Raw genomic sequence first — 21099 nt, forward strand, 5'->3', positions numbered from 1 at the left:
CATGCCCCTGTCCCGCCATCGTTGCATTCCTGCCCCCGCCCGCCTCGGGCTAGCCCTGGCCTTTGCCATCTCGCAGGCCTGGGCGGCTCCGCCCACGGCAACGCCCCTGGACAGCGGCTGGCAGGTGCGGTTGGTGCCGGGCCAGGAACAGGCCAGGACGTATCCGAAAGCGGCGGCCTGGTTGCCGGCGCAGGTGCCGGGCGCGGTGCAGACCGATCTGATCGCCGCCAAGATCGTGCCGGACCCGTTCTATCGCGACAACGAGGGCAAGATCCAGTGGGCGGGCCTGAGCGACTGGCAATACCAGACCCGCTTCAACGTGGACGCGGCCACGCTCAAGCGCGCGCATGTCGAGCTGGTGTTCGACGGCCTGGACACCTTTGCCGAGGTCACCCTCAACGGCAAGCCGCTGCTGAGCGCCGACAACATGTTCCGGCAGTGGCGGGTGGATGCCAAACCGCTGCTCAAGCGCGGCGACAACGTGCTCGAGGTCAAGCTGTTCTCGCCGATCAAGAAGATCCAGCCGTGGCTGGCCAAGCAGCCGTACGCGCTGCCGGGCGCCTACGATTCGGCCTTCGGCGACGAGCCCGAATCGCGCCACAGCTCCACCTACGTGCGCAAGGCGCCGTATAGCTACGGCTGGGACTGGGGCCCGCGCATGGTCAACGCCGGCATCTGGAAGGACGTGCGCGTGGAAGCCTGGGATGCGGTGCGCGTGGAGGGGCTGCATATCGCCCAGCAGCGCGTGGACGCGGACGCTGCGCAGCTGCAGGCGCAGCTGGAACTGCAGGCCGGCCGCAGCGGGCCGGTGCAGGTGACGCTGGATGTGCTGGGACCGGATGGGCAGAAAGTTGGGCAATTCACCCAGCAGGCGGTGGTCGACCCGGGCCAGAACCGCATCAATCTGCCGGTGCGTATCGCCAAGCCCAAGCGCTGGTTTCCGGCCGGCTACGGCGCGCAGGACCGCTACACCTTCGTGGCCAGCGTGCGCGACGCCGATGGCGACAGCCAGCAGATCAAGCGCGTCACCGGCCTGCGCTCGGTGGAGCTGCGCCGCGAAAAGGACACCTGGGGCAAGAGCATGGAGATCGTGATCAACGGCATCCCGATCTTCGCCAAGGGCGCCAACCTGATCCCGCTGGATGCCTTCCCCGCGCGCGTTACTGCCGAGCGCATGCGCAGCACCTTGCAGGATGCGCGCGATGCCAACATGAACATGCTGCGCATGTGGGGCGGCGGGCATTACCAGGACGACCGTTTCTACGAGGTGGCCGACGAGCTGGGCATCATGATCTGGCAGGACTTCATGTTCGGCGGCGCAGTGCCGCCGTACGACGTGGAGTTCCGCGAGAACACCCGGCAAGAAGCAATTGAACAGGTCAAGCGCCTGCGCGACCATCCCAGCATCGTGCTGTGGTGCGGCAACAACGAAGTGCAGACCGGCTGGGAAAACTGGGGCGACCGGGTCAAGTTCAAGCAGTCGGTGGACCCGGAAGAACGCAGCCGCATCGAGCGCGGCATGACCACCTTGTTCGGCACCGTGTTCCGCGAGGTGGTGGCCACCTACGACAGCGACGTGCCGTACTGGTCCACCTCGCCGGGCACCAACTTCGATGGCGCCGCCGACCAGGCCACCGATGGCGACATGCATTACTGGAAGGTCTGGGGCGGCCCCGCGCTGCCGGTGACCGAATATCTCAATGTCACCCCGCGTTTCATGTCCGAATACGGCCTGCAGTCGTTCCCGGACATGCGCACCGTGCGTGCCTTCGCCGAGCCCGGCGACATGGACCCGGAATCGCCGGTGATGCGCGTGCATCAGAAGTTCGACAAGGGCAACGGCAACAAGCGGCTGATGCTGTACATCCGTCGCGAATTCGGCGAGCCCAAGGATTTCGAGAGCTTCGTCTACCTGAGCCAGCTGATGCAGGCCGAGGGCATCAACCTGGCCGCCTCGCATCTGCGCGCCGCGCGCCCGCAGTCGATGGGCTCGTTGTACTGGCAGCTCAACGATGTGTGGCCGGGTGCGTCGTGGTCCAGCGTGGACTACTACGGCCGCTGGAAGGCGCTGCAGTACCACGCCCGCCGCTTCTATGCGCCCGAGCTGATCGCCGCATTGCGTAATGACAAGGGCCAGACCGAGGTGTCGCTGGTGTCCGACCGCACCACTCCGCTGGCGGCCCGCTGGCGCATGCGGGTGATGAGCATGGACGGCAAGCTGCTGAGCAAGCGCGAGGAAAAGGCCACCGTCAAGCCGCTCAGCAGCCTGCAGGTGGGCAACTTCAGCGACAAGCAATTGCTGGGCAGTGCCGATCCCAAGCGCACTTACGCGGTGTTCGAGTTGTTCGACGGCGCCAAGCTGCTGTCGCGCGAAGTGGTGTTCTTCGCGCCGGCCAAGCAGCTGGCCTTGCCGACCGCGAAGATCGACAGCCAGTGGCGCGCCGATGGCGATGGCTATGCGCTGACGCTGTCCAGCGACACGCTGGCGCGCGAGGTGTGGCTGTCGTTCGGCGACCTGGACGTCAGCGTGGCCGATAACGCCTTCGACCTGCTGCCGGGCGAACCGCTGACGCTGCACGTGTCCAGCAAGCTGCCGATGGCGCAGGTGCAGTCTGCGTTGCAGGTGCGCGACCTGGCATCGACGCTGGCCGGCGCGCCGCCGGAACCGCCGGAGGCAGCGGCGGCGAAATGAGCGGCGAGCTGGCCCTCATCCGCCCTTCGGGCACCTTCTCCCGCCAGGCGGGAGAAGGACGCGATCTCCGTCCATGCATGCGCTTGGTCCGCGTCTGCATCTCACGCGTAGGGCGCCCCCCGCCCGGCGGAAGAAGGACTCGCTGTCCGCTCGTGTATGCGCTTGTTCCGCGCATGCGTTTTGCGCGCATGGCGTCTCCCGCCCGGCGGGAGAAGCACTGGCTGTCCGTTCATGCATGCGCTTGTTCCGCGGATGCGTTTCGCGCGCATGGCGTCTCCCGCCCGGCGGGAGAAGAACTGGCTGTCCGCTCATGCATGCGCTTGTTCCGCGGATGCGTTTCGCGCGCATGGCGTCTCCCGCAGATTTGGTTTCCTGTCATACGCACTCTTCGCACCCTTGCATCGCATCCACCTTAGGAAAATGACGTGATCTCCTGCCGTGCGTGCCCTCTCCCAAGGCGCGCCCCTCTCCTCCCTCGCGCGGCCTCGTCCCGCGTTGGCTGTCCTTCTCCCGCGGGCGGGAGAAGGTGCCCCGCAGGGGCGGATGAGGGCCCGCCGCGGTAACAGCAACATCCACCACGGGCGATGGCGCGCATGACGCCGCCAGATCCTCAACCCGCCGCAGCCCCTGCGGCAACACCAGAACGACGCCGGGCGAATCTCGCCGCTGCGCAGGAGTGAATCGATGTCATCCGTGTTTGTATCGCGTCTTGCCATGGCACTGGGGCTGAGCCTGGGCCTGCCCTGCATCGCGCACGCCGCGCCCGCCGACCGCAGCAGCACGCCGGAGCAGCGCGCCGCCGCGCTGGTGGCGCAGATGAGCCGCGAGGAAAAGGTCGCGCAGGCGATGAACGATGCGCCGGCGATTCCGCGCCTGGGCATCCCCGCCTACGAATGGTGGAGCGAAGGCCTGCACGGCATCGCGCGCAATGGCTACGCCACGGTGTTTCCGCAGGCGATCGGCCTGGCCGCCAGCTGGAACACCGCGTTGATGCAGCAGGTGGGCACGGTGGTCTCGACCGAGGCGCGCGCCAAGTTCAACCAGGCCGGTGGCCCGGGCAAGGACCACAAGCGCTATGCGGGCCTGACCATCTGGTCGCCCAACATCAATATCTTCCGCGACCCGCGCTGGGGCCGTGGCATGGAAACCTACGGCGAGGATCCCTTCCTCACCGGGCAACTGGCGGTGGGCTTCATTCGCGGGTTGCAGGGCGAGGACCTCGGTCACCCGCGCACCATCGCCACGCCCAAGCACATCGCCGTGCACAGCGGCCCGGAGCCGGGCCGGCACAGCTTCGACGTGGACGTGTCGCCGCGCGATGTGGAGGCGACCTACACGCCCGCCTTCCGCGCCGCCTTGATCGACGGCCAGGCCGGCTCGGTGATGTGCGCATACAACTCGCTACACGGCACGCCGGCCTGCGCCGCCGACTGGCTGCTCAACGGCCGCGTACGTGGTGACTGGGGCTTCAGGGGCTTCGTGGTGTCCGACTGCGATGCGGTGGACGACATGACCCAGTTCCATTACTTCCGCCCGGACAATGCCGGCTCCTCGGCCGCATCGCTCAAGGCCGGGCACGATCTCAACTGCGGCTACGCGTATCGCGCCCTGGGCACGGCCATCGCACGTGGCGAAGTGGACGAAGCCCTGCTCGACCAGTCATTGGTGCGCCTGTTCGCGGCGCGCTATCGCCTGGGCGAACTGGAAGCCCCGCGCAAGGATCCGTATGCCAGGCTCGGCGCCAAGGACATCGACAACGCGACCAACCGCGCGTTGGCGCTGAAGGCTGCCGCCGAATCGATCGTATTGCTCAAGAACGATGCCGGCACGCTACCGCTGAAACCCGGCACGCGGCTGGCGGTGATCGGCCCGAACGCCGATGCCCTGGCGGCGCTGGAAGCCAACTATCAGGGCACCTCCTCCGAGCCGGTGACGCCTTTGCTCGGCCTGCGCCAGCGCTTCGGCACCCAGCAGGTGAGCTATGCGCAAGGTGCGCCGTTGGCCGCCGGCGTGCCGGGCATGATTCCGGAAACCGCGCTGCGCAGCGACGGCAAGCCGGGATTGCGTGGCGAATATTTCGACAACGTCGAGATGACCGGTGCTGCGCGCGTGGTGCGGCAGGACCGTGTGGTGAGTTTCAACTGGGACCAGGTCACACCCGCCAAGGGCGTGCCGGCCGATCGCTATGCGGTGCGCTGGAGCGGCGAGCTGCTGCCGCCGAGCGCGGGCGACTACACGCTGGCGGTGCGGGTGGCGCGCTGCTTCGATTGCGCCGGCCACGATCCGGTGCGGCTGTACATCGACGACAAGCTGGTGGTCGCCGGCAATGCCGAAGACAAGCACGTGCCGGCCGGCATGCACAACGCCGATGGCCGCAGTGTGGAAACCGTGCTGCACTTCGACGACACCCGCCCGCGCAGGATCCGTCTGGAAATGGAGCACCGCGGCCAGGACCAGGGCCTGCGCCTGGAGTGGCTGGCACCGGCGGCGGCGCAACTGGCCGAAGCCGAGCAGGCGGTGGCGCAGGCCGATGCGGTAGTGGCTTTCGTCGGCCTGTCGCCGGATGTGGAAGGCGAGGAACTGCGCATCGACGTGCCCGGCTTCGATGGCGGCGACCGCAACGACATCGCCCTGCCCGCTCCGCAGCAGGCGCTGCTCGAACGCGCCAAGGCCTCCGGCAAGCCGCTGGTGGTGGTGCTGATGAGCGGCAGCGCGGTGGCATTGAACTGGGCCAAGGCCCATGCCGACGCGATCGTGGCGGCGTGGTACCCGGGCCAGTCCGGCGGCACCGCGATCGCACGCATGCTGGCCGGCGACGACACCCCCGGCGGGCGCCTGCCGGTGACCTTCTATCGCTCCACCAAGGACCTGCCGCCCTACGTCAGCTACGACATGAAGGGCCGCACCTACCGCTACTTCAAGGGCGAGCCGCTGTTTCCGTTCGGCTATGGCTTGAGCTACACCAGCTTTGCCTACAGCGCGCCGCAGCTGTCCACTGCAACCCTGCAAGCTGGCAGTCCGTTGCAGGTGACCACCACCGTGCGCAACACCGGCACGCGCGCCGGCGATGAGGTGGCGCAGGTGTATCTGCAATATCCGCAGCGCCCGCAGTCGCCGTTGCGCAGCCTGGTCGGCTTCCAGCGTGTGCACCTGCAGCCGGGCGAGCAGCGCACGCTCACCTTCACCCTCGATGCGCGCGCCCTGAGCGATGTGGATCGCAGCGGGCAGCGTGCGGTGGAAGCCGGCGATTACACGCTGTTTGTCGGCGGTGGCCAACCCGGTACCGGCGCGGTCGGCGAGGCGGCAGCGTTTTCGATCTCGGGGCGTTCGCCATTGCCGAAATGAGCGGTGGGTGTGCGTCAGGCAACGGCGTCGGCTGTGAGGGCCGGCGCCTGTTGCATGGGGCAGCGGAAGGACGTTGCGGTCGGCGACATTGCCCGAGATCAGGCGAGGCGGCACGCGCAGGCTCCGCTACCAGGCCGGTCGGCGCCGTGCCGGCCTGCCGATCCCGCCGCACGTTTCCACCGCGATGACCGTGGTTGCACGGCAGCCAGGCGATGTCGTACGACCGCAATAGACGTGGACCAGCCACCACCACCACTGCCGCAGGCCACGCATACGGCGCCGAATTGTGCGGACGCACTATGCACATTCGGCGCACACGTTGTATGGTCATCGGGAATTGGTCATGCATAGGTCTCATCATCGGCCGGGCACGTGATGCCGCCGATGGAACGATGTCCGCTGCGTCGACCGCTTGCTGAAATCCAGGGAGTTCCAGCTCATGCACACCCGCCGCGACATCCTTCAGCTGCTCGGCGCCAGCGCGGGCGCCGGCTTGCTGGCCGGCGCACTGCCCGCGTTTGCGGCCGGCACCTCCACGGCCGCCGGCACCTTCGTCAGCAAGCGCCCACCCAAGCCGCAGCGCCGCTTCGTCAGCAAGGCGGTCGAGCAGCAGATCGTGCAGATCAAGGCGCGCATCGCCGATCCCGAGCTGGCCTGGCTGTTCGAGAACTGCTACCCCAACACGCTGGACACCACGGTGGAAACCGGCACCCGCAACGGCAAGCCGGACACCTTCGTCATCACCGGCGACATCCACGCGATGTGGCTGCGCGACTCCTCCGCCCAGGTGCATCCATACGTGCCGCTGGCCAGGCGCGACCCTGCGTTGCGGCGCATGTTCCATGGCCTGATCCAGCGCCAGGCCGCCTGCATCCGGCTCGACCCGTATGCCAACGCCTTCCTGCCCGATGGCCAGACCCAACGCCTGAAGTGGTCGCTCAACGACATCACCGAGATGAAGCCCGGCGTGGGCGAGCGCAAGTGGGAAATCGATTCGCTGTGCTACCCGATCCGCATCGCGCACGAATACTGGCGCGCCACCGGCGATGCCGCCCCGTTCGACGACGACTGGCGCGCGGCAATGCACGTGGTGGTCAGGACCTTCCGCGAGCAGCAGCGCAAGGACAACCGCGGCCCTTACGTGTTCCAGCGGCCCTCGCCGCTGGCGACCGAAACGCTGGTGCTGGAAGGCTACGGCCAGCCGACCCGGCCCAACGGCATGATCCACTCGATGTTCCGCCCCTCCGACGATGCCTGCGTGTATCCGCTGTTCGTGCCGGCCAACCTGTTCGCGGTGGCCTCGCTGCGGCAGCTGGCGACGATGAGCACGGCCTTGCATCGCGATGCCGCGTTCGCCGCCGACTGCACCGCGCTGGCCGACGAGGTGGAAACGGCAACGCGCCAGTTCGGCCAACTGCGCGACAGCGACGGCCAGGCGTACTGGGCGTTCGAAGTGGACGGTTACGGCAACCAGTTGTTCATCGACGACGCCAACGCCCCCGGCCTGCTCAGCCTGGCCTACCTGGGCTGCTGCGACCGCGCCGACCCGGTGTTCCTGCGCACCCGCCAGCTGGCCTGGAGTGAACGCAATCCGTACTTCTCGCGCGGCCGTGCGGCCGAAGGCGTCGGCAGCCCGCACAGCGGCATGGGCACGATCTGGCCGATGTCGATCATCCAGTACGCGCTGGTCAGCGACGACGATGCACAGTTGCGCCAATGCCTGCAGTGGCTGAAGACCACCCATGCCGGCACCGGCTTCATGCACGAAGCCTTCGACAAGGACAACCCGAGCACCTTCACCCGCGACTGGTTCGCCTGGGCCAACACCTTGTTCGGCGAACTGATCATCGACCTGCACCAACGCAAACCCCAGCTGCTGCGCAGTAGCTGATGGTTCGAAGCGCGCGAGCTGCCATCCCGGGCAGACGCGGCGCAGCGCTTGATGTTCCCTTCTCCCGCCGGGAGAAGGTGCCCGACGGGCGGATGAGGGTGCCCCGGCATCGGCCCGCAAATTCAGAGACCACACCATGGCAACACGACGCGGTTTTCTCCAAGGCGCCATCGCAGCAGCCCTGTTCGGCAGCACCGGCCTGCCCGGGCTTGCCCGCGCGCGCGCCGGCAACTACGCACTGCCGGCCGATGCGCGCGCCCGCGCCGAGCTCACGCGCCATGTCGATGTGTTCATCGGCACCGGCGGCCATGGCCACACCTTTCCCGGCGCGACGCTGCCGTTCGGCATGGTGCAGCTGAGCCCGGACACCTACAACGCGGTCTGGGATTCGTGCTCCGGCTACCACGAGTCCGACGGCTCGATCATGGGCTTTTCGCACACGCATCTGTCCGGCACCGGCATCGGCGACATGCTGGACGTCCTGCTGGTGCCGGCCACCGGCGAGGTCAAGCTGGTGCCGGGCGCACTCGATGCGCCGGACAGCGGCTACCGCTCGCGCTACGACCACAGCGATGAAGCCGCCTCGCCCGGCTACTACCGCGTGCGGCTCAAGGACAGCGGCGTGCATGCCGAGCTCACCGCCACCACGCGCGCCGGCCTGCACCGTTACCACTTCCCCAGGGGCAAGCCGGCGCACGTGCTGCTGGACCTGTGCCACGGCATGCAGGACAAGCCCGGCATCCCCACCCGCGTGAGCGATGCGCAGCTGCGCGTGGTCGATGCACAGACCATCACAGGCGGGCGCCGCGTCCACCAGTGGGCCAAGGGGCGCTACATCTACTTTGCCCTGCGGCTGTCGCGGCCGTTCGCCAGCGTGCAGCTGTACGACGAAGATCAAGCGCTGCCTGCCGGCACGCGCAGCCGCGACGGTAGCCACCTCAAGGCCGCGTTGCACTTTCCCGATGCATCCGACGCACCGCTGCTGGTCAAGGTCGGCATCTCCGCCGTCAGCGCCGACAATGCGCTGGCCAACCTGGATGCCGAGCTGCCCGATTTCGACTTCGCCCGCGTGCATGCGCAGGCCGTGGCCGCCTGGGAGAAGGAACTGGCACGCGTGCGCATCGACAGCGATGACGATGCGCAACGCCGCATCTTCTACACCGGCCTGTATCACAGCCTGCTCGCGCCCACCCTCTTCAGCGACGTGGATGGCCGTTACCGCGGCATGGACCTGCAGATCCACACCGCCCCCAAGGGCTATCACAACTACAGCACCTATTCGCTGTGGGATACCTACCGCGCCGCGCACCCGCTGCTCACCCTGGTGCAACCCGAGCGCGTGCCGGACCTGGTGCAGTGCCTGGTGCGCGGCGCCAACGAATGCCCGGACGGCGTGGGCATCTGGCCCCTGCAAGGCGTGGAAACCGGCTGCATGATCGGCTACCACTCCGCAGTGGTGCTGGCCGAAGCGCATGCCAAGGGCTTCACCGGCATCGACTACACAGCCGCCTGGCCGGCCTACCGCAAGCGCGCGATGGACGACACCACCCACGGCCTGGCGGACTACCGCAAACTCGGTTACATCCCCGCCGACAAGGTGGACGAAGCGGTCAGCCGCACGCTGGAATACGCCTATGACGACTGGGCCTGCGCGCACCTGGCACAGGCCGCCGGTGCCACCGGCGATGCACGCGCACTGCGCGAGCGCTCGCGCAACTACCGCAACGTGTTCAATCGCGACAGCGGCTTCGTGCAGGCGCGGCTGGAAGACGGCAGCTGGGCCACCCCGTTCGACCCGCGCGGCATGGGCCACATCAGCAAATGGCGCGACTTCACCGAGTCCAACGCCTGGCAGGCCACCTTCCTCAACCAGCACGACCTGTACGGTTACATGGACCTGTACGGCGGCCGCGACGGCTTCGTGGCCAAGCTCGACGAACTATTTTCCACCAGTTCCGAGCTGCCGGCCGATGCGCCACCGGATATCGACGGCCTGGTCGGCCAGTACGCGCACGGCAACGAGCCCAGCCACCATGTGGCCTATCTGTTCGCCTACGCGGGCCAGCCGTACAAGACCCAGGCCATGGTGCGCCGGCTGCTGCGCGAGCAGTACCACGATGCGCGCAATGGCCTGTCCGGCAACGAGGATTGCGGGCAGATGAGCGCCTGGTTCGTGCTCAGCGCGCTCGGGTTGTACGCGGTGGACCCGGTCAGCGGCAACTACGTCCTCGGCAGCCCGCTGTTCAAGCGCGCAGAACTGGATGTCGGCAACGGCCGCAGGCTGCGCATCGTGGCCAACAACAACAGCGCGCAGAACGTGTATGTGCAGTCGCTGACCTGGAACGGCAAACCGATCAACCGCAGCTGGATGCGGCATGCCGATCTGGCCGTCGGCGGCACGCTGGAATTCACGATGGGCGCCAAGCCGAATCCAGCCTTCGGCGCGAACAAGGAGGATCTGCCGCCGTCGTTCGCATAGCGTACGTGCCCGGCATCGCGCCAATCGCAATGGGAGGCCGCCCTTCCCTTTCCCGCAGCGGGAGGTTTGTATTTCCTTCTCCCGCAAGCGGGAAGCTTGCTTTTTCCTTCTCCCGCAAGCGGGAGGCTTGCTTTTCCTTCTCCCGCGAGCGGGAGGCTTGCCTTTTCCTTCTCCCGCAAGCGGGAAGCTTGCCTTTTCCTTCTCCCGCAAGCGGGAGGCTTGCTTTTCCTTCTCCCGCGAGCGGGAGAAGGTGCCCGAAGGGCGGATGAGGGCCAACACGCAAGCGGCCTCACGCAAAAAACCAATCCACCCCCATCGTCACCAGTCACTCGTCACCGCCGGGAATCGCCCATGTTGCGTAGCACCCTCAGCCCCCTCGTCCTCGCCCTCGCGCTGGCACTTCCCGCCGCCAGTGCCGCCGACACCCACGCCGACACCTGGCCCAGCTTCGGCACGCAAGGCACGCAGTTCGTGCGCGACGGCAAGCCGTATCAACTGCTCTCCGGCGCCATCCATTTCCAGCGCATCCCGCGCGCCTACTGGAAGGACCGCCTGCAGAAGGCGCGCGCACTGGGCCTGAACACGGTGGAGACCTACGTGTTCTGGAACCTGGTCGAACCGCAGCAAGGCCGGTTCGATTTTTCCGGCAACAACGACGTGGCCGCGTTCGTGCGCGAAGCCGCCGCGCAAGGCCTCAACGTGATCCTGCGTCCCGGCCCCTACACCTGTGCCGAGTGGGAAGCCGGCGGCTACCCGGCCTGGTTGTTCGGCAAGGACAACATCCGCGTGCGCAGCCGCGACCCGCGTTTTCTGGCCGCCAGCCAGGCCTACCTGGATGCGGTGTCCCAACAGGTGCGTCCGTTGCTCAACCACAACGGTGGGCCGATCATCGCCGTGCAGGTCGAGAACGAGTACGGCTCCTACGACGACGACCATGCCTACATGGCCGACAACCGCGCCATGTACGTCAAGGCCGGCTTCGACGACGCCTTGCTGTTCACCTCCGACGGCGCCGACATGCTCGCCAACGGCACCTTGCCGGACACCCTGGCGGTGGTGAACTTCGCACCCGGCGAGGCCAAGAGTGCGTTCGACAAACTGATCAAGTTCCGCCCCGGGCAACCGCGCATGGTCGGCGAATACTGGGCCGGCTGGTTCGATCACTGGGGCAAGCCGCATGCCAGCACCGATGCCAAGCAACAGACCGAAGAGCTGGAGTGGATCCTGCGCCAGGGCCACTCGGCCAATCTCTACATGTTCATCGGCGGCACCAGTTTCGGCTTCATGAATGGTGCCAATTTCCAGGGCAACCCCAGCGACCATTACGCGCCGCAGACCACCAGCTACGACTACGACGCCATCCTGGACGAAGCCGGCCGCCCCACGCCCAAGTTCGCGCTGATGCGCGAGGCCATCGCCCGGGTCACCGGCGTGCAGCCGCCGGCACTGCCGGCACCGATCGACACGGCGGCCCTGCCGGAAACGCCGCTGCGCGAATCCGCCTCGCTGTGGGACAACCTGCCCGCACCGATCGCCATCGACACCCCGCAGCCGATGGAGCACTTCGGCCAGGACTACGGCTACATCCTCTACCGCACCACCGTCACCGGCCCGCGCAAGGGGCCGCTGTACCTGGGCGAGGTGCGCGATGTCGCGCGGGTGTATGTCGATCAGAAGCCGGTCGGCAGTGTCGAACGCCGGCTGCAGCAGGTCTCCACCGATGTGGATATTCCTGCAGGCCAGCACACACTGGATGTCCTGGTCGAAAACAGCGGCCGCATCAACTACGGGCCACGCATGGCCGACGGCCGCGCCGGGCTGGTCGACCCGGTGCTGCTGGACAACCGGCAGCTCACCGGCTGGCAGGCCTTCCCGTTGCCGATGCGCTCGCCCGACAGCATCCGCGGCTGGACCCGCAACGCCGTCGCAGGCCCCGCCTTCCATCGCGGCACGCTGCGCATCGGCACACCGGCCGACACCTACCTGGACATGCGCGCCTTCGGCAAGGGCGTGACCTGGGCCAACGGCGTCAACCTGGGCCGCCACTGGGCCATCGGCCCGCAGCGGGCGTTGTATTTCCCGGCCCCGTTCCAGCGCAAGGGCGACAACACCGTGGTGGTGTTCGACCTGGACAGCACCGCCAAGCCCGGCGTGCGCGGCCTGCAGCAGCAGGTGTGGATCACGCCGAAGGAGTAGAGGGCAGACGGATGGCCGGCGGCTGACGCTCGCGCACCCGCCGGCTTGGCAATGCAGGCCGCCTGTGCGTGTCCGCCGATGGGCCAAACCAACCGCCAGGCACCCCGCCTGGCGCTCCCGGGGCTGGCCGGCCTTCAGACTACCGCGCGCCCGCCGCTATCTGGAGGTCAACTGCCCGCATAGGGTCTGCTACCTGTGCGGTATCGGACTGATCGCATTCCAGGCAAGATCACCGGCTCACGCCGTTGTGGAAGGCAGTGGCGCATTCCCGTCGTTCCATCGGGCGACGGTCAGTTCGTGAGTTCCAGGAGCGTTTCATGTCGTCGTCCACCGTTACGCAAGACCCTGTCTCCGCGGTTCCGGAGCAGACCCAGCACGCGTTTGCCGAACACGTCCACAGCAAGCCCGCCCCCGGCCAGCCGATCGGCAGCACCGAAGCGGCGCACCTGATGACCTTCCTGAGCCAGACCCACTCGGCCAGGCAGCCGCAGATCCTGCTGCCGCCACAGGAACGCGACGACAGCGCCGCCTGAGCCCAGCCGCGCGCCGGCGACAGCATGTCTGCGGTGCCAGCGGCCCGGATCACGTGAATGCATCGAGCGCTGCGCGTCGCCCATGCAGACACTGCACAGCGTGTCATCTCGATAACCGCCTGCGCGCGTACGACTGAGTCCTTGCGACACCAGTGCGCAATCTGCGTCGCCGGCGCACCGTGGCTGCGCGCAACCGCTGTGCGATGCCACCCGTCAACGCATCGCCAACCGGCTCCCGGTCGGGAGCCGGTCCGGGCCATCGGCACGTTTGCCCAGCGCCTACAACCCGATCAACCGCGCTCAGCGCGTCGCCGCACCCTTGCCGGTATTGAACAACTGGAACTCGCGGATATGCACCGCATCCGCACTGGACTGGATATTCAGGCGCACCCGCGATGCGGTCACCGGCGCGAAGTGATCGATCTTCATCCGCCCGATCGCCTGCGCCTTCGCCAGCGGCACCCACTTGCCGTCCTGCCAGGCTTCCACCGCGTATTTCTGCACCAGCTGGCCGTCGTTGATCCACTCCATGCTCAGCGCACTGTCGAAGGTCACCGGCTGCTTGAACTGCAGCTCCAGCACCGCGCTATGCGAACCGGCCGGCGCACTCCAGAACGTCTCGCGATCGCCGTCCACTGCCGCGTCGATGCCGTCGGTCTTCCTGATGTTGCCGGCCACCAGATTCCTGTCTGCGCCGTAGCGCGCCTGCAGCGCCTGGCCAAGTTCCTGCAGGCGTGCGACGTCGGCTTCCGGCAACAGGCCGCGCTTGTCCGGCGCGAGACCCAGCACCAGCTGACCGCCCAGGCCGACGCTCTTTTCCCAGATCTCCACCAGCTCGTCGACACTCTTGAGCGTCTGGTCGCTGTTGGGATGCCAGAACCACTGCAGCTTGTGCAGCGGCGTATCAACCTCCACCGGGCGCCAGCGCAGGTAGCCGTGGCGATCGATCACGTTCCAGTTTTCGCCTTCGATGAAGCCGGCCTCGTTGCCCACCCAGCGCACGTCGCCGTACTCGAACAAGGCGGTGTCGGCAAACACCATCGCGTTGGCCTGGTAGGTGCGCAGTTCTTCCATGTACTTGTCGAAGTTGTACACATGACCGGCGCTGCCGGCGCCGTCCAGCCACCATTCGGTGATCGGGCCGTATTGCGAGGCCAGCTCCACCAACTGCGCAGCGTAGAACTTGTCGTAGGCCTTGGAATCGGCATATTTGGGCTCGTGGCGATCCCACGGCGACAGGTACACGCCAAAGCCCATGCCTTCCTTGCGCACCGCATCGCTGGTGAGCTTGACCAGGTCGCCCTTGCCGCCCATCCACGGACTGTTCTTGACCGAATAATTGCTCTCGGCGGTGGGCCACAGCGCAAACCCGTCGTGGTGCTTGGCCACCAGGATCACGTACTTCGCACCGGCCGACTTGGCCGCGCGCGCCCACTGGCCCGGATCCACATTGGTCGGGTTGAAGGTCTTGGCGCTGGCGGTCCCGTCACCCCACTCCTGGTCCAGCCAGGTATTGGGATTGAAGTGCACGATCACGCCGAATTCCAGATCCTGCCAGGCCACCTGCTGCGGCGAGGGTTTGACCTCGGCAAAGTTCTGCGCAATGGCGCTGGGCAGGGTCAGCGCGGTCAGGCCGAGGGCGGCCAGCCAGCGCAACGGGGAGAGCGGGTGTGATGACATCGCGGGTCCTCGCAGTGGTCGGCGACCACGGCCGCCTGGGATGACCAGAGCATATGGTATTTAATAGATGATAAATAGGTATCTTTAAAATCCGCACAGGACTGGACCACGATGCATCCGTCACGTCTGTCGACCTGCCTGGTCGCAAGCCTTGCCGCCTTCGCCGTCCACGCCGAACCGCGCATGCCGCCGCCCTCGCCCATTGTGCTCAGCGAGTTCATCGCCGACCCCGCACCGACGCCACAGGCGCACGCCTCCACGCTTCTGGAAACCCGCGCCGGCACGCTGCTGGCCGCCTGGTTCGGCGGCACGCACGAGGGGGCGGCCGATGTCGGTGTCTGGCTCGCGCAGCGCGGCGTGCGGCAATGGCAGCCGCCGCGACGCATCGCCGACGGCGCGCATGCCGGCGCGGATGGCACTGCGTTGCCGGCCTGGAATCCGGTGCTGTTCCAGTCCAGCGCCGGCCCGGTGCAGCTGTACTACAAGCTCGGCCCCAATCCACGGCAGTGGTGGGGCCTGCGCATTACCTCGGATGATGACGGTGCGCACTGGTCGCCACCGCAGCGCCTGCCCGACGGCATCCTCGGCCCGATCAAGAACAAGCCGGTGCAATTGCCGAACGGACGCATCCTTTCGCCCAGCAGCAGCGAAGACCGTGGCTGGCGCGCGCATCTGGAATGGAGCGACGACGACGGCGCGCATTGGCAACGCGGCATGCCGCTCAATGATCCGGCGGTGATCGGCGCGATCCAGCCCAGCGTCCTGCTACATGCGGACGGGCGTGTACAGGTGCTCGGACGCAGCCAGCAGGACAAGGTGTTCAGTACGTTCTCCAATGACGGCAGCCTGCACTGGCAACCGATGCAGTTGCTGGACGTGGAGAATCCCAACGCCGGCACCGACGCGGTGATGCTGCGCGACGGCCGCGCCCTGCTGGTCTACAACCCCGGCATCGCCGGCAAGCACTGGTGGGACGGTCGCGGCACGCTTGCGGTGGCGCTATCAACCGATGGCGTGCACTGGCAACGCGCCCTCACGCTGGAACACAGCGCAAAGGACGAGTTCTCCTATCCGGCGGTGATCCAGACCCGCGATGGGCTGGTCCATATCAGCTACACCTGGAAGCGCCAACGCATCAAGCATGTCGTCCTGGATCCGACACGCCTTGGCAGCGAGGCAGATGACACGAGATCGCCGCAGTCATTGCCGGAAAGTGCGCAGTAGATCGAACGGTCGAGGGCACGGCGCCCTCATCACATACGGGACACGCGCCGTTAATCCGTCCCTGGAGGCTCTGCGGCGGCATCCATGCCGCCAAGGGTCCCGGAACCGGCAAGGACATCGCGCCTCCTACGTTGGTCGTGCACTGATGGAACTGCACAAGCAACTCGCCGACCGCCGCTTCTGCGCTTGTCCACGAACACCGACCATTTCAGCTGGTCCTTGCCCACTCACCGTCTCGGGACCCTGAGCGGCATGGATGCCGCGCCGGAGCCTACAAGGACGTACTTGCGGCGTGTCCCGCGATGGTGGGCGGGCAAGGGCCCTGCAACGAAGCAGCAGATCAAACGCGTTGCGCTCGCTTCTTCCACAGTGCCCCGTCTAAGCTCAACACAACATGCTCCTGAGCGTTGCCGCCGTTTCAACGCAACAAAGCCTGATTGGTCGAGGACCTGGCAGCCAAACTACAGATCCCATGCTACGCCTTCACTTCACCTGGAATTGCCAGCCACAGCGTGCAAGGAGGTCCCGGATCACATGCTCCACCATCGGGACACAGCGCCTCACAGCTCCTGCAACAACCCCACAATCCGCCGCACGCGCGCCACATCGGTACGCTGGTAATCGCCACCCAGGTCGGAGATGTACGCATGCGGCGCATGCACCTGCGCCGCAACCGGCCCGCGTGAGGAGGCATGGAACTCGCGCGCCCCCGTGCCGTTACGCAGCGCAAGCACGTTGCTTTCGGACACGCCCGCACCCGGCATGATGCTGATACGGTCGCCCGCCTGCTGCACCAGCGCTGCGATGGTGTCGATCCCTTCCAGCGCGCTCGCACGCGCACCGGAGGTCAGCACGCGCTCGCACCCCAGCGCGATCGCATCTTCCAGCGCACGCGCCGGATCGGCGCTGACGTCGATCGCACGGTGGAAGGTGACACCCAGCGACCCGGCCGCGGCGATCAACACCCGCATCGTGCCCATGTCGACCTGCCCATGCGGATCCAGCGCGCCCAACACCACGCCATCGCAGCCCAGCCGCACGCACTGCTCCACATCGCGCCGCATCACCTCGACCTCCGCCGCATCGAAGACGAAATCGCCAACGCGCGGACGGATCAACACATACAGCGGAATCTGCAACCGCTCACGCACCACCGCCAGCGTGCCGAACGAGGGCGTCAGCCCGCCGCCGTCCAGGCCGCCGCAGAGTTCGACCCGCATCGCACCACCTTCCTGCGCCGCCAATGCCGAACCCACCGAATCGGCGGCCACCTCCAGCCCCGACACGCTCATGCCGCAGGCTCGGTGGTGTAGTGGCTTTCGCCGGGCACCAGCAGGTCCTGCCGCTGCGCATCGCAGACCGCATAACTGAAACCCTTCTGGATCGCGAACGCCCCCACCTCGCCGCGCTTGTTCATCGCCAGAAATCCGACCTGCAAGGTGCGGGTGAGTTCGGGCTTGCGCCGGATCAGCCGCATCACCACCTCGCGGCACGCATCGGCCGGCGACTTGCCCTGGCGCATCATTTCCACCACCGCAAAACTGCCGACATTGCGGATCACCTCTTCGCCGACGCCGGTCGAGGTCGCGCCGCCTACCTCGTTGTCCACGTACAGGCCTGCACCGATGATCGGGCTGTCGCCGACCCGGCCGTGCATCTTCCACGCCATGCCGCTGGTGGTGCACGCGCCGGACAGGTTGCCGTGCGCATCCAGCGCCAGCATGCCGATGGTGTCGTGGTTGTCCTTGCCGCCCGGAAGTTTGGCATCACGCCAGGCGCGGTTTTCGATATTGGCTTCCGGCGAATACTTGGAGGTCTTCAACCACTCTTTCCACGCCGCTTCGGAGCTGGGCGTGAGCAGCTTGGTCTGCGGAAAGCCCTGTTCCAGCGCGAACTGCCGCGCGCCATCGCCAACCAGCATCACATGCGGGGTCTTTTCCATCACCGCGCGTGCCACCGAGATCGCGTGCACCACGTCTTCCAGCGATGCCACCGCGCCGCAATTGCCCAGGTGATCCATGATGCAGGCGTCCAGCGTCACCCGCCCGTCGCGGTCCGGATAGCCGCCCAGGCCGACCGTGGGGTTGCTCGGGTCCGCTTCGGGCACGCGCACGCCCGCTTCCACCGCATCCAGTGCGATACCGCCATTGCCGAGGATGTTCCAGGCTGCCTGGTTGGCGGCAATGCCGAAATCCCAGGTGGAAATCACCCGCGCCGCGCCGCGCGGCAACGCGGCAACGCGTCCGCCCGTGCCGGCACCGACGGCCGCCTGCGCACGCGCGCCCCACCCGGCCAGGCCGGAAGCGATCGCACCAAGCGTGGCGCTCTTGAGGAAGTGACGACGTTGGATCATCCGGGCGAACTCCATGCAGGAAGAAAACAGGCAGCCGCACTGCGCGGCGACAGCCTTGCATCATGCGGCAGCGCCGCGCGCGGATAAACCGCCTTGCGGCGCTGTGGGCTGCGGATCCGCGCACAACCAGCGCTGCGTCGGGCCTGCTGCATGCGCGCCGCTGCCGGGCTGCCCCCACGATCAGGGGCGAAAAGACTTACCCGCCACAGGCGTCAGCGTCATCGCGCAACCTGCTGGTCAACACGTGGTCGCGCCAGACGCCGTTCAATTGCAGATAACGGCGCGCATAGCCTTCGATCTGAAAGCCCAGCCGTTGCAGCACGCGCGCACTGCGCAGATTGTCGGGGACGTATTGCGCCATCACCCGGTGCAGGCCAAGCGGGCCGAACGCAAACGCGATGCCCTGCGTGGCCGCCCACTGGATCAGGCCGCGCCCCTGCTGCTGTGCATCCAGGCCGTAACCCAGATGACAGCCCTGGAAGGCACCGCGCTGGATCTGGGTAAGGCCGACCGTGCCGATCACCTGCGCCTCGCGCAGCAACACCAGTTGCAATTCGCGCTCGCCGGGCACTGCGGTGCGGTAGGCGATGCTCAGCCGACGCCAGCCGTCGGTGGTGTAGAAGGCCGGCGGCCGCAGCGGCATCGCAGCGGCCAGATGCGCGCGATTACGGCTGTGGTAGTCGGCCATCGCCGCCGGATCGACGACGGCCAGATCGCACAGCATCACACCGTCGGCGTGCTGGACGGGTGCGAAGACGGGAAAGCTCGTCACGGCCGCGGTCGCGCCGTGCGCGCGGCATGCGTGCTGTGTGGATCAGGCTGACGCATACAGATCACGCCCCCGCTAACGGCCGCCCACAGGCAGCAAGAGATCTCAGGCATCGGCCATGCCGGCACCCATTGCACCCAGCAACGGCGATGCCCGCCTGGCCGTTGCTGCGCCCATCCCGCCCTTCATCGCGACATCGCCGGCAAGCCGGCAGTGTCGTCGTCCGGTAGCGGCGTGTTACGCGGCAAGCGCCGCCAGCGCCTGCGCAAGCTGCGCTTCGATCGCGTCCAGATTCGGCAGCAATGCGCTCTGCTCGCCCAGCAGCACGCGCATGTGCACGCCGTCGGGCAGCGCATCTTCGGACGCATCGGCCAGCAGGCCATCGCGCGGCACCGAGATCAGCTGCGGGAACGAAGCGGTGAGCAAGGCGAAGTACGGCAGCGCCGGATTGCCGCCCAGCGCCTTGAGCACGATCACCTTGTTGTTGACCGCGGTCGGCTCGTCGCCCATGCCGCTCAGGCGCGCGAACGACAGCAGCGGCACCTTCCAGCCATACCAGTCGATGCGCCCGACCACCCAGCGCGGCATCTCCGCCATCGGCTCGACCGCCACCCGCGACATCACCTCGGCCACCGTGGCGTTGGGCAGCAGCACGCGCTCGCTGCCGGCCTGGATCAGGACGCCGCGGATTTCGTCATTGTTGGCGTAGCTCATCGCACCTGTTCCGATCTTGAGAGGAAGCGCCCGGCTTACGCCGGCCAGCGCTGTGCCAACGCCCGCGCCAACTGCGCAGGGTCGCCGGTCAGAATGCCCTGGCGCGCCAGACGTGCCGCCGCGGCCGGGTCGTAGCAGCCGTCGGCGGATTGACCCGCCAGCCAGCCGCCCTGCTCGGCCAGCGCCAGCGCTGGCTCGACCAGCGCCTCGTTGGCGCCGCTGAGCATCAGCACCGCGCTGTCGGCCGGTGGCAACGCGGCCACCAGCCCGGCCGGATCGGCCTGCGCGACGAATGCCAGCGCGCCGGCATGGTGCTGCACGCCGATGTCGTCGGACAGCACATAGACCCTGCCCGGCGTAATCACCTGGCCGGCTTCGCCCAGGTCGACCGGCAACGCCGACACGCGTCCCATCTGCCGCACCAGGTTGCCGTACTGGCCGCCATCCAGGGTCATGCGCACCAGCACGGCGCGAGGAAACTCCGGCGGCAGCGCGGACAGCAGGCGGCGGATCGCATCCGGGCCGCCGATGCCGGCCAGCACCAGCACCGCACCAGTGGTCGTACCGACCTGATCCAGCTCTACCAGCGACAGCCCGCCGGTCGACAGCGCGTCCATGTTCAATTCGGCGCGCGGGCGCACCACCACCGCGACCTCGTCGACCAGGCCCCAGGTGCTGGAATCGCCCAGCGTCAGGGCCGGTTTGTCGGCCGCCGCTGCGGCCTCGGACGTGCCCGCGCCACGCGCGAACAAGGCATCGCCGGGCACGCTGTCGAACGCGTGCGCGGCTGCCTGCAGGTGTTGGTCCAGCTGCAGGTCCGAGTGCTGCCGCGGCGCCAGTTCCAGGCCCGGTTCGGGATGCAGCGACGGCTCGCTCTCGGTGCCTGGCGGCAACACGTCGGCATGGCCATGCAGCTTGGCGGCCAGATGGCGCACCCAGCGCTGCGCTTCCCAGCCCTCGCGGCGCACGGTCAGCTCGGCCTCGTCGAAGATCACCGTGACGCCGGGCATGTTGAAGGCCGGCTCCAGGGCTTCGAGCGCGTCTTCGATCGACGGCTCCAGCGCAACCAGCACCGCTACCGGCTCGGCATCGCGCAGCATCTGCACGTCCACCGCCGCCGGTTCGTCTTCCAGCACCACGTGGGCGCCGGCCAGGCCGAGCGCTTCACGCAGGCGCTCGCGCGCCTGCCCGGGCCGGCCCAGCAGGGCGACCGGAGTTCCCAT

General features: G+C 67.5%; 13 protein-coding genes. 7 read left to right on the forward strand and 6 right to left on the reverse strand.

Annotated features, from left to right (window positions below; genetic code table 11):
- The first annotated feature begins 1 nt into the window (after position 1).
- The 6 genes from EO141_RS10930 (at position 2) to EO141_RS10955 (ending at position 13136) form a co-directional block, all read left to right on the forward strand.
- Entirely contained in the window at positions 2-2692 is a 2691-nt protein-coding gene (locus EO141_RS10930) for a glycoside hydrolase family 2 protein (protein ID WP_164739161.1), read from the forward strand.
- A 684-nt stretch (positions 2693-3376) separates the two neighbouring features.
- Positions 3377-6037, forward strand: a complete 2661-nt coding sequence (locus EO141_RS10935; RefSeq protein ID WP_126969638.1) for a glycoside hydrolase family 3 C-terminal domain-containing protein — start codon at positions 3377-3379, stop codon at positions 6035-6037.
- 439 nt (positions 6038-6476) lie between these two features.
- On the forward strand, positions 6477-7928 hold the full coding sequence (locus EO141_RS10940; RefSeq protein ID WP_115677704.1) for a glycoside hydrolase family 125 protein: 1452 nt from the start codon (positions 6477-6479) through the stop codon (positions 7926-7928).
- Between the two features lie 136 nt (positions 7929-8064).
- Entirely contained in the window at positions 8065-10407 is a 2343-nt protein-coding gene (locus tag EO141_RS10945; protein ID WP_127169179.1) for a GH92 family glycosyl hydrolase, read from the forward strand.
- A gap of 351 nt (positions 10408-10758) precedes the next feature.
- Positions 10759-12603, forward strand: coding sequence for a beta-galactosidase family protein (locus EO141_RS10950; protein WP_127169180.1), 1845 nt, complete (start codon positions 10759-10761; stop codon positions 12601-12603).
- A 317-nt stretch (positions 12604-12920) separates the two neighbouring features.
- A complete protein-coding gene (locus tag EO141_RS10955) occupies positions 12921-13136 on the forward strand; it encodes a hypothetical protein (RefSeq protein ID WP_104648211.1) in 216 nt (71 codons plus the stop codon).
- A gap of 300 nt (positions 13137-13436) precedes the next feature.
- On the opposite strand, the gene EO141_RS10960 is transcribed toward EO141_RS10955, so the two are convergent.
- Positions 13437-14816 carry an alpha-L-fucosidase gene (locus tag EO141_RS10960; RefSeq protein ID WP_127169181.1) on the reverse strand — a complete coding sequence of 460 codons (1380 nt, stop codon included), beginning with the start codon at positions 14814-14816 and terminating at the stop codon, positions 13437-13439.
- Positions 14817-14927: 111 nt separating this feature from the next.
- Here EO141_RS10960 and EO141_RS10965 point away from each other — a divergent pair, with 111 nt between their 5' ends.
- A complete protein-coding gene (locus EO141_RS10965; RefSeq protein ID WP_127169182.1) occupies positions 14928-16040 on the forward strand; it encodes a sialidase family protein in 1113 nt (370 codons plus the stop codon).
- Between the two features lie 560 nt (positions 16041-16600).
- Here EO141_RS10965 and EO141_RS10975 read toward each other — a convergent pair.
- The 5 genes from EO141_RS10975 to EO141_RS10995 form a co-directional block, all read right to left on the reverse strand.
- Positions 16601-17332 carry a copper homeostasis protein CutC gene (locus EO141_RS10975; protein WP_104584622.1) on the reverse strand — a complete coding sequence of 244 codons (732 nt, stop codon included), beginning with the start codon at positions 17330-17332 and terminating at the stop codon, positions 16601-16603.
- Entirely contained in the window at positions 17329-18393 is a 1065-nt protein-coding gene (locus EO141_RS10980; RefSeq protein WP_104584712.1) for a N(4)-(beta-N-acetylglucosaminyl)-L-asparaginase, read from the reverse strand. Before EO141_RS10980 ends, EO141_RS10975 begins: the two co-directional genes overlap by 4 nt.
- A 196-nt stretch (positions 18394-18589) precedes the next feature.
- Positions 18590-19117, reverse strand: a complete 528-nt coding sequence (locus EO141_RS10985; protein WP_115677709.1) for a GNAT family N-acetyltransferase — start codon at positions 19115-19117, stop codon at positions 18590-18592.
- 282 nt (positions 19118-19399) lie between these two features.
- Positions 19400-19876 carry a chemotaxis protein CheW gene (locus EO141_RS10990; RefSeq protein WP_119127710.1) on the reverse strand — a complete coding sequence of 159 codons (477 nt, stop codon included), beginning with the start codon at positions 19874-19876 and terminating at the stop codon, positions 19400-19402.
- Positions 19877-19911: 35 nt separating this feature from the next.
- Positions 19912-21099: a chemotaxis protein CheB gene (locus tag EO141_RS10995; RefSeq protein WP_126970009.1), complete on the reverse strand. Its 1188-nt coding sequence runs from the start codon at positions 21097-21099 to the stop codon at positions 19912-19914.

This window comes from Xanthomonas sp. BRIP62415, assembly GCF_003993515.1.
GTDB classification, from domain to species: Bacteria; Pseudomonadota; Gammaproteobacteria; order Xanthomonadales; family Xanthomonadaceae; genus Xanthomonas; species Xanthomonas euroxanthea.

Excerpts from the sequence above, each read along its gene's own strand:
- EO141_RS10985 (WP_115677709.1), bottom strand. The coding sequence starts at position 19,117 with ATGCTGTGCGATCTGGCCGTCGTCGATCCGGCGGCGATGGCCGACTAC.
- EO141_RS10980 (WP_104584712.1), bottom strand. The coding sequence starts at position 18,393 with ATGATCCAACGTCGTCACTTCCTCAAGAGCGCCACGCTTGGTGCGATC.
- EO141_RS10965 (WP_127169182.1), top strand. The coding sequence starts at position 14,928 with ATGCATCCGTCACGTCTGTCGACCTGCCTGGTCGCAAGCCTTGCCGCC.
- EO141_RS10955 (WP_104648211.1), top strand. The coding sequence starts at position 12,921 with ATGTCGTCGTCCACCGTTACGCAAGACCCTGTCTCCGCGGTTCCGGAG.
- EO141_RS10995 (WP_126970009.1), bottom strand. The coding sequence starts at position 21,099 with ATGGGAACTCCGGTCGCCCTGCTGGGCCGGCCCGGGCAGGCGCGCGAG.
- EO141_RS10945 (WP_127169179.1), top strand. The coding sequence starts at position 8,065 with ATGGCAACACGACGCGGTTTTCTCCAAGGCGCCATCGCAGCAGCCCTG.
- EO141_RS10935 (WP_126969638.1), top strand. The coding sequence starts at position 3,377 with ATGTCATCCGTGTTTGTATCGCGTCTTGCCATGGCACTGGGGCTGAGC.
- EO141_RS10940 (WP_115677704.1), top strand. The coding sequence starts at position 6,477 with ATGCACACCCGCCGCGACATCCTTCAGCTGCTCGGCGCCAGCGCGGGC.
- EO141_RS10950 (WP_127169180.1), top strand. The coding sequence starts at position 10,759 with ATGTTGCGTAGCACCCTCAGCCCCCTCGTCCTCGCCCTCGCGCTGGCA.
- EO141_RS10990 (WP_119127710.1), bottom strand. The coding sequence starts at position 19,876 with ATGAGCTACGCCAACAATGACGAAATCCGCGGCGTCCTGATCCAGGCC.
- EO141_RS10975 (WP_104584622.1), bottom strand. The coding sequence starts at position 17,332 with ATGAGCGTGTCGGGGCTGGAGGTGGCCGCCGATTCGGTGGGTTCGGCA.
- EO141_RS10960 (WP_127169181.1), bottom strand. The coding sequence starts at position 14,816 with ATGTCATCACACCCGCTCTCCCCGTTGCGCTGGCTGGCCGCCCTCGGC.
- EO141_RS10930 (WP_164739161.1), top strand. The coding sequence starts at position 2 with ATGCCCCTGTCCCGCCATCGTTGCATTCCTGCCCCCGCCCGCCTCGGG.